This is a genomic window from Novosphingobium sp., assembly GCF_041915465.1.
Classification (GTDB): Bacteria; Pseudomonadota; Alphaproteobacteria; order Sphingomonadales; family Sphingomonadaceae; genus Novosphingobium.
The window spans coordinates 1-6,646 of record NZ_JAYSBK010000135.1; the positions used below are offsets into that span (position 1 = coordinate 1).

The 6,646-nt window shown below is 63.6% G+C and carries 11 protein-coding genes; 7 read left to right on the top strand and 4 right to left on the bottom strand.

Annotated elements, in window-relative coordinates; genetic code table 11:
* Positions 1 to 94: 94 nt before the first annotated feature.
* Both nusA and rimP read right to left on the bottom strand, forming a co-directional pair.
* Positions 95 to 1,729: a transcription termination factor NusA gene (gene nusA / locus ACE3SN_RS15575; RefSeq protein ID WP_374531551.1), complete on the bottom strand. Its 1,635-nt coding sequence runs from the start codon at positions 1,727 to 1,729 to the stop codon at positions 95 to 97.
* Positions 1,730 to 1,731: 2 nt separating this feature from the next.
* Complete coding sequence (gene rimP / locus ACE3SN_RS15580) at positions 1,732 to 2,307, bottom strand: ribosome maturation protein RimP (RefSeq protein ID WP_374531553.1); 576 nt, start codon at positions 2,305 to 2,307, stop codon at positions 1,732 to 1,734.
* A 314-nt stretch (positions 2,308 to 2,621) separates the two neighbouring features.
* On the opposite strand from rimP, the gene ACE3SN_RS15585 reads away from it, so the two are divergent.
* The 5 genes from ACE3SN_RS15585 to ACE3SN_RS15605 are packed head-to-tail and all read left to right on the top strand — an operon-like array spanning position 2,622 to position 3,740.
* Positions 2,622 to 2,828 (top strand): cold-shock protein, encoded by a 207-nt coding sequence (locus ACE3SN_RS15585; protein ID WP_374531555.1) that lies wholly within the window; start codon positions 2,622 to 2,624, stop codon positions 2,826 to 2,828.
* 4 nt (positions 2,829 to 2,832) lie between these two features.
* The gene (gene infA / locus ACE3SN_RS15590; RefSeq protein WP_374531557.1) at positions 2,833 to 3,093 is read left to right on the top strand and encodes a translation initiation factor IF-1; all 261 of its coding nucleotides are present in this window, start codon (positions 2,833 to 2,835) and stop codon (positions 3,091 to 3,093) included.
* A gap of 47 nt (positions 3,094 to 3,140) precedes the next feature.
* Positions 3,141 to 3,305 carry a hypothetical protein gene (locus ACE3SN_RS15595; RefSeq protein WP_374531558.1) on the top strand — a complete coding sequence of 55 codons (165 nt, stop codon included), beginning with the start codon at positions 3,141 to 3,143 and terminating at the stop codon, positions 3,303 to 3,305.
* Positions 3,306 to 3,337: 32 nt separating this feature from the next.
* A complete protein-coding gene (locus ACE3SN_RS15600) occupies positions 3,338 to 3,541 on the top strand; it encodes a hypothetical protein (protein WP_374531560.1) in 204 nt (67 codons plus the stop codon).
* On the top strand, positions 3,531 to 3,740 hold the full coding sequence (locus tag ACE3SN_RS15605) for a hypothetical protein (protein ID WP_374531562.1): 210 nt from the start codon (positions 3,531 to 3,533) through the stop codon (positions 3,738 to 3,740). Before ACE3SN_RS15600 ends, ACE3SN_RS15605 begins: the two co-directional genes overlap by 11 nt.
* Before the next feature lie 32 nt (positions 3,741 to 3,772).
* On the opposite strand, the gene ACE3SN_RS15610 is transcribed toward ACE3SN_RS15605, so the two are convergent.
* Together ACE3SN_RS15610 and pspF are read right to left on the bottom strand one after the other, a co-directional pair.
* Entirely contained in the window at positions 3,773 to 4,627 is an 855-nt protein-coding gene (locus ACE3SN_RS15610; RefSeq protein WP_374531564.1) for a hypothetical protein, read from the bottom strand.
* Positions 4,624 to 5,658, bottom strand: coding sequence for a phage shock protein operon transcriptional activator (gene pspF / locus ACE3SN_RS15615; RefSeq protein WP_374531565.1), 1,035 nt, complete (start codon positions 5,656 to 5,658; stop codon positions 4,624 to 4,626). Before pspF ends, ACE3SN_RS15610 begins: the two co-directional genes overlap by 4 nt.
* A 150-nt stretch (positions 5,659 to 5,808) precedes the next feature.
* Between pspF and ACE3SN_RS15620 the strand changes: the two genes are divergently transcribed.
* Both ACE3SN_RS15620 and ACE3SN_RS15625 read left to right on the top strand, forming a co-directional pair.
* Positions 5,809 to 5,970: a hypothetical protein gene (locus tag ACE3SN_RS15620; protein ID WP_374531567.1), complete on the top strand. Its 162-nt coding sequence runs from the start codon at positions 5,809 to 5,811 to the stop codon at positions 5,968 to 5,970.
* Positions 5,971 to 6,065: 95 nt separating this feature from the next.
* A partial coding sequence (locus tag ACE3SN_RS15625; protein ID WP_374531569.1) for a PspA/IM30 family protein occupies positions 6,066 to 6,646 on the top strand: 581 nt, incomplete at its 3' end.

Below are 6,646 nucleotides of genomic sequence, written 5' to 3' on the forward strand. Positions count from 1 at the left end.
AATGGCAAGGCGGATCAGCTCATCCCGGGAGCCATTGCTCCCGGTGAGGATGCAGCGCCGCTCGGGCGCATCCAGGCTGTCGGAACCTAGCGGCTCATTGTGAGGAATCCGCATCGGCGGCCTCCTCATTAGCCGGTTCGTCGTCGAACCAGTGGGCGCGCGCGGCCATGATGATCTCGTTGCCCTGCTCTTCGCTCAGGCCGTATTCGCCCAGCACGCCGCCCTTGTCCTCGGCGCGTTCGCTGCGGCGCGGGGCGCCGGGCTTGGGCGCATTGTCACGGCGGCGCTGTTCGGTGCGCTTCTTGGCAATGAGTTCGTCGGTGGCAAGATCGGCCAGATCGTCAAGCGTCTTGATCCCGGCCTTGCCGAGCGTGACGAGCATCGCCTCGGTCAGGTGCGGGATTTCGGCCAGCGCGTCTTCCACGCCCAGGGCGCGGCGTTCTTCGCGGCTCGCTTCCTCGCGGCGGTCGAGCGCTTCCTGCGCGCGGCTCTGCAGTTCCTCGGCCAGTTCTTCGTCGAAGCCTTCGATCGAAGCCAGTTCGGCCAGTTCGACGTAGGCAACTTCTTCGAGCTCGCTGAAGCCTTCGGCCACCAGCAGCTGCGACAGGGTTTCATCGACGTCGAGTTCTTCCTCGAACATCTTCGAACGCTCTGCGAATTCCTTCTGGCGCTTTTCCGAAGCCTCGGCCTCGGTCATGATGTCGATCTGCGAGCCGGTGAGCTGCGAGGCCAGACGCACGTTCTGGCCGCGGCGGCCGATCGCGAGCGAAAGCTGATCGTCGGGCACGACCACTTCGATGCGGCTTTCTTCCTCGTCGATCACCACGCGGCTGACGGTGGCGGGCTGCAGCGCGTTGACCACGAAAGTCGCGGTATCTTCGCTCCAGGGGATGATGTCGATCTTTTCGCCCTGCAGTTCCTGCACAACGGCCTGAACGCGGCTGCCCTTCATGCCGACGCAGGCGCCGACCGGGTCGATGCTGCTGTCGCGGCTGATCACGCCAATCTTGGCGCGGCTGCCCGGATCGCGGGCGGCGGCCTGAATGGTGATGATGCCGTCATAGATTTCGGGCACTTCCTGCGCGAACAGCTTCTTCATGAATTCGGGGTGCGCGCGGCTGAGGAAGATCTGCGGACCGCGGTTCTGGCGTTCCACCTTGAGGATCAGCGCCCGAACGCGCTCGCCCACGCGGGCGACTTCGCGCGGGATCTGCTGATCGCGGCGGATCACGCCTTCAGCGCGGCCAAGGTTGACGATCACGTGGCCGAATTCGACCGACTTGATCACGCCGGTGACGACTTCGCCGGCGCGGTCCTTGAATTCTTCGTACTGACGGTCACGCTCAGCATCGCGGACCTTCTGGAAGATCACCTGCTTGGCCGACTGCGCGTCGATGCGGCCAAGGTCGACCGGGGGCAGCGGATCGACGATGAAATCGCCCAGCTTGGCGTTCTTGTCGAGCTTCTGCGCCTGCTTGAGGTCAACCTGCTTGAAGTAGTCCTCAACCTCTTCGACCACTTCGACGACGCGCCACAGGCGCAGGTCGCCGGTGCGCGGATCGAGCTTGGCGCGAATGTCGTTTTCGGCGCCATAGCGGTTACGCGCGGACTTCTGGATCGCTTCTTCCATCGCCTCGATGACGATCGACTTGTCGATCATCTTTTCCGACGCGACGCTGTTGGCGATCGCAAGCAGTTCGGCGCGGTTGGCGGAAATCGGACTGGCCATAATCAGTCTTCCTGTTCTTCAAGCAATTCATCCGCGCCGCTGGTATCAAGCGGGCGCGTGGCAGCAATCAGCTTGTCCGTGAGGACCAGCTTGGCGGAATGGATATCGGTGAGCGGAAAGGAAACGCGGCCGGACTTCTTGTCCACCAACGTCACCACATCGCCTTCGAGGCCCACGAGTTCGCCCTGAAGCGACTTGCGATTCCCTTCAACCGGGACGGTCAGGTTGATCCGCGCTTCGTGCCCGGCCCAGTTGACGTAATCCTTCGCGCGGGTCAGCGGACGGTCGATCCCCGGCGAAGACACTTCAAGCCGGTAAGCCTCGTCGATCAGCACTTCCCCGGCTTCTTCCAGCGCGTCGATCGCATCGGAGACGCGGCGCGAAAGCGCAGCGCAATCCTCGATCACCAGCTGCCCGGTTTCGGGACGCTCGGCCATGATCTGCAGGGTGTGCTCGTCGTCATGGTCGGTGATCGGGCCGATCTCGCCGCCCTTGTAATAGCGCACGCGCACGAGATCGAAGCCCAGGGCCTTGGCCTCGGGCTCAACAATCTCGGTAATGCGAGCGATATCCGCCATGTAATCTCCAATAGCCCGGACCTGTTGCAAAGCGGATCGGCGCCGGCCCCGTTCTGGCGCCAGCCCCTTCGTTGCTTTGACAATGTCGGGATAAGCGCCAGATAGGCGCGAAGGCGCGCAAAAGCAAGCACCAGTTTGCGGGGTTTTCCCCGCCCGGTTGCAATTTGCGCCTGCCTGTCCTATATGGGTCGGGCTAACGTCGCCTGCGACGGAACTTTACTTGGCCCCAAGGCCCTCTTTCGTTCCCTTACACGCCACTTTGCTCCCCCGGCACGCTGCCGGAGGGTAACTCGGTTTCGTGAAGGGAACCAGACATGACTATCGGTACCGTAAAGTTCTTCAATTCCGCCAAGGGCTATGGCTTCATCGCACCCGAAGACGGCGGCAGCGATGCCTTCGTCCACATCAGCGCGGTCGAACGCGCCGGGATGGCCACGCTCGATAAGGACCAGCGCGTCAAGTACGAGCTGGAAACCGATCGCCGCGGCAAGACCTCGGCCGTCAATCTCGAAGCCGCCTGACGCGGTGGCCAAAGAGGATCTGCTGACCCTCGAGGGCCAAATTGACGAGATCCTTCCCGACGGGCGCTTCGGCGTCATGCTGGAAAACGATCACCGGATCATCGCCTACACATCGGGCAAGATGCGCAAGTTTCGCATCCGCTCGGTGGTGGGCGACCGGGTTCGCGTCGAAATGACACCTTACGATCTTACCAAGGGCCGCATCGTGTTTCGCGATCGCGGACCGGGCGGCGGCCCCGCTGGGCCACGCAAAGGGCGGCGCTAGCTTCCCCAAAAACAATGCAAGGGCGCACGGATGCGCCAAGGATTAGAATGAATCTGAATACCGTACTTTCGCATACCCGGTCGGCGTTTGCCGGCCGCACCAAGACCCACGCTACTGCCGCCGCATTCACTGGAATGCACATGGCACCGGACCGCAGCGCGACCCTTTCGCGCGAAGAGTTCCGCAAGGCAGTCCTCGAGGTGCTGGGCTAAGCCCTGCCCTCAAACCGGAAAGAACGAAGCCGATGGCCACTCCCGCACGTTTCCTGCTCGACCAGGCGGAAAGCTGCGCGCGAGCGGCCGCAGCGGCGACGCTTTCCAACCAGCGCGAGACTTTTCTACGCTCCGAGGCGGCCTGGCGAACGCTGGCCGCCCGCGAAATCGCCACCCAGACTGCGCGCGCCGAGCGCGAACGCACTCGCACCGAGGAAACAACCGATGACCGATGAAGCAACCCGGCCCTTCCTGATCAAGCAGGACGCCGAAGGCCAGTTCCGGCTCACCGTGCGAGACGTTCGTTACAACTCGCAAGGCTATCCGATCGTCACCGGCGTGATGCAGGACGAATGCTTCGCCACGGCAGCCGCCGCCAAGACCTGGGCGCGCGATCACTTCAACGCCAAGGCCGGGCAGTACGCGACCAAGTAAGGCCGCATCGGCGCGCGATGCGCCGTATCTGCCTAATTCGGAATCGTCGGTACTAGCTGGACATCGCTGACGTATTTGATGTGGCCCTTTTCCACTTCCCAGACGGCGTTGTTGGCCTCCGTACCCACGTAAAGGCCGATCGGAATGTTGCGGCTGACGAAGACGTGAATCTCGGTCGGCTGCGGATCGAGCAGGTGGGTGACAAAGACGGCGCTGGGCGTCTTCCCGTCTTGCTGGCGGTAATCGACCGTGAAGCAGCCCTTCATGAAGCGCCGCTCGCCAACCAGCTTGCCATCAGGCCCGACATCGAAGCGAAAGTGTCCGCCCGCCGGGTAGATGCCGCTCGTCCGGGTTGCGGTCAGGATATAGGCCGAGATCACGCCGTGATCGTCAGGCGGAAGGACCAGCGTGTTGGGGGTTTCGCGCGAACACAGACCATGATCGCCCTGCGCACCGGCGTCGAATGCCACGTCGCGCGCCGCAATCATCCGCAGCGCCAGCGGTGAGAGCGCCGGGTCATCCCCAGCTTTCAGGAAGCCGCCGCCGGTCACCTTGCTGCCTTTGACGATGTAGCGCGCAACCGCCTGCAGGACATCGCCCTTGCGGCCGAAGAAAGTGGCAATCAGCGCGCCGTTCTCCCCCGGTTCGACGATATAGCCCGCAAGGCCTTCTTCCTTGGCCAGCCGGTCGAGGTCGCGTCCCGACTTCGAGACTTCATCCATAAAGGCATCGGTGGCGTGCCAGGCGGCCTGATCGTAATCGAACATCAGGTTGCCGCGCGTCTCCGCAGCCTTGGCGGCAGCAAACTCAGCTTCGGTCGGCTTGGCGTGAACCGGCGCAGCCAGCAACGCGGCCAGCGCCGCAACAATCGGCCATACCTTCATCATCCCGCTCCCTTTTCGCCGAGCCCATGCTTCTTCATCGCATGGCGCAGTTGGTCATAGGTCAAGCCCAGGGCCTTGGCGGTCTGGCGCTGATTGTAGCGGTGGCGGCCGAGCGCGTGTTCGAGGATCGCCTTTTCGTGGGCATCAACTGCGCCGCGCAGGTCCGAAATCTCGTCAAATCGAGCCGATGGTGCCGCGGCCGGTGCATGGGCGGCGGGTGCGGCTTCTGGCGGCTGGGCATGGACCGGCGCGGAAGGTTTCCACGGGCTGTCGAAGGGGTCGAACACGATGTGGGCGACCGGCTGGTCCCAATCGTCCCAGCGATAGACCGCGCGCTCGATCACGTTGCGCAGTTCGCGCACGTTACCCGGCCACTGGTGCTCTTCCAGTGCGCGCATCGCGTGATCGGAAAATCCCGGCCAGGCTTCCCAGCCCAGTTCGGTTGCCATGCGCCGCCCGAAGTATTCGGCCAGCACCGCAATATCGCCCTCGCGCACCCGCAGCGGCGGCAGGGTAATCACCTCGAAGCTGAGACGGTCGAGCAGGTCGGCACGAAACCGGCCCTGCTCGGCCAGCCTGGGCAGGTCTTCGTTGGTCGCAGCGACGATCCGCACGTCAACCCGCATCGGCTTGGAGGCGCCGATCCGCGTCACTTCGCCATATTCGACCGCGCGCAGCAGGCGCTCCTGCGCCCCCATCGACAGCGTTGCCAGTTCGTCGAGAAAAAGCGTGCCTTTGTCGGCTTCCTCGAACCGCCCGGCGCGGGCTCTGGTAGCACCGGTGAAGGCACCCGCTTCATGACCAAACAGTTCCGCCTCGATCAAGGTTTCCGGCAAGGCCGCGCAGTTCAGCGTGACCAGCGGCTCGCCCCAGCGCGGGGAGAGGCGGTGGAGGCGTTCGGCGATCAGCTCCTTGCCGGTTCCGCGCTCACCGATCACCAGCACCGGGCGGCGCATCGGCGCGGCGCGGCTGGCGCGTTCGACCGCGTCGAGAAAGGCCCCGGACTGACCGACGAACTGGGTAGCTCGATCCATGCCCAACATATAGTGAAAAATCCCAACATTGGGAAACAAATCCCATATGTCGTTCGTCGATTAAATTCGGGAATGGCGGATTTCCGTACCTTTTCGCATTTGGCACGGCGTTTGCGAAACAGGGTTCAAACGCAAATCCGTGAGGACACCATGTTCAGCAAGTTCACCCGCCCCGCCAGCACCCTCGACAAGGCGATTGTCGCCAGCGTCACCGCGATGCTCGCCATGAACATCTTCGTCCTGTCGCAGCAGCTTCAGGCCGCCCCGCAGGTCGCGCTGTCGCACAGCGCCGCTTCGGCCCAGCAGGCCTGAGTTCGGTGACCGACGAAATGGACCATACCCCGTTCAACCCGCTTGGGCCGGAACCCCAGGCCACCCCCGATAGCGGCTCCCAGTCCCCCCGCCGCATGGGTGTTCCGGCCCAGACCTCGTTCACCACGCGCGCATCGCGCCTCGACGCCGAAGTCGAGCGCCTGCGCAAATCCCCCACCCCGACCCTTTCTTCTGCCGGAGTTCCCTGGATGGGCATTTTCAGCCGCACTCGTGACATCATTGCCGCCAACTTCAACGACCTGCTCGACAAGGCGGACGATCCGGCAAAGATGATACGCATGATCATCCTCGAAATGGAGGAAACCCTGGTCGAAGTGCGCGCCAGCGCGGCCCGCACCATCGCCGACCAGAAGGAAATGCACCGCCATACCGTCAAGCTTGACCGGCTTCAGGCCGACTGGGGCGAAAAGGCCCAGCTCGCGCTGTCGAAGGACCGCGAAGACCTGGCCCGCGCCGCCCTGGTCGAAAAGAAGAAGGCCGCCGACATGGCCGATCAGCTGAAGAGCGAGATCACCGTGCTCGACGATGCGCTGCGCGCCTATGAGCTCGACATCGAAAAGCTCCAGACCCGCCTGCGCGAAGCCCGCAGCCGCCAGAGCGCGATCGCGGCCCGCCTCGAAAGCGCCGAAAACCGCGTCAAGCTGCGCACGCTGCT

Coding starts and splice junctions, on each gene's coding strand:
- nusA (WP_374531551.1), bottom strand. CDS start 1,729: ATGGCCAGTCCGATTTCCGCCAACCGCGCCGAACTGCTTGCGATCGCC.
- rimP (WP_374531553.1), bottom strand. CDS start 2,307: ATGGCGGATATCGCTCGCATTACCGAGATTGTTGAGCCCGAGGCCAAG.
- ACE3SN_RS15585 (WP_374531555.1), top strand. CDS start 2,622: ATGACTATCGGTACCGTAAAGTTCTTCAATTCCGCCAAGGGCTATGGC.
- ACE3SN_RS15595 (WP_374531558.1), top strand. CDS start 3,141: ATGAATCTGAATACCGTACTTTCGCATACCCGGTCGGCGTTTGCCGGC.
- ACE3SN_RS15600 (WP_374531560.1), top strand. CDS start 3,338: ATGGCCACTCCCGCACGTTTCCTGCTCGACCAGGCGGAAAGCTGCGCG.
- ACE3SN_RS15605 (WP_374531562.1), top strand. CDS start 3,531: ATGACCGATGAAGCAACCCGGCCCTTCCTGATCAAGCAGGACGCCGAA.
- ACE3SN_RS15610 (WP_374531564.1), bottom strand. CDS start 4,627: ATGATGAAGGTATGGCCGATTGTTGCGGCGCTGGCCGCGTTGCTGGCT.
- pspF (WP_374531565.1), bottom strand. CDS start 5,658: ATGGATCGAGCTACCCAGTTCGTCGGTCAGTCCGGGGCCTTTCTCGAC.
- ACE3SN_RS15620 (WP_374531567.1), top strand. CDS start 5,809: ATGTTCAGCAAGTTCACCCGCCCCGCCAGCACCCTCGACAAGGCGATT.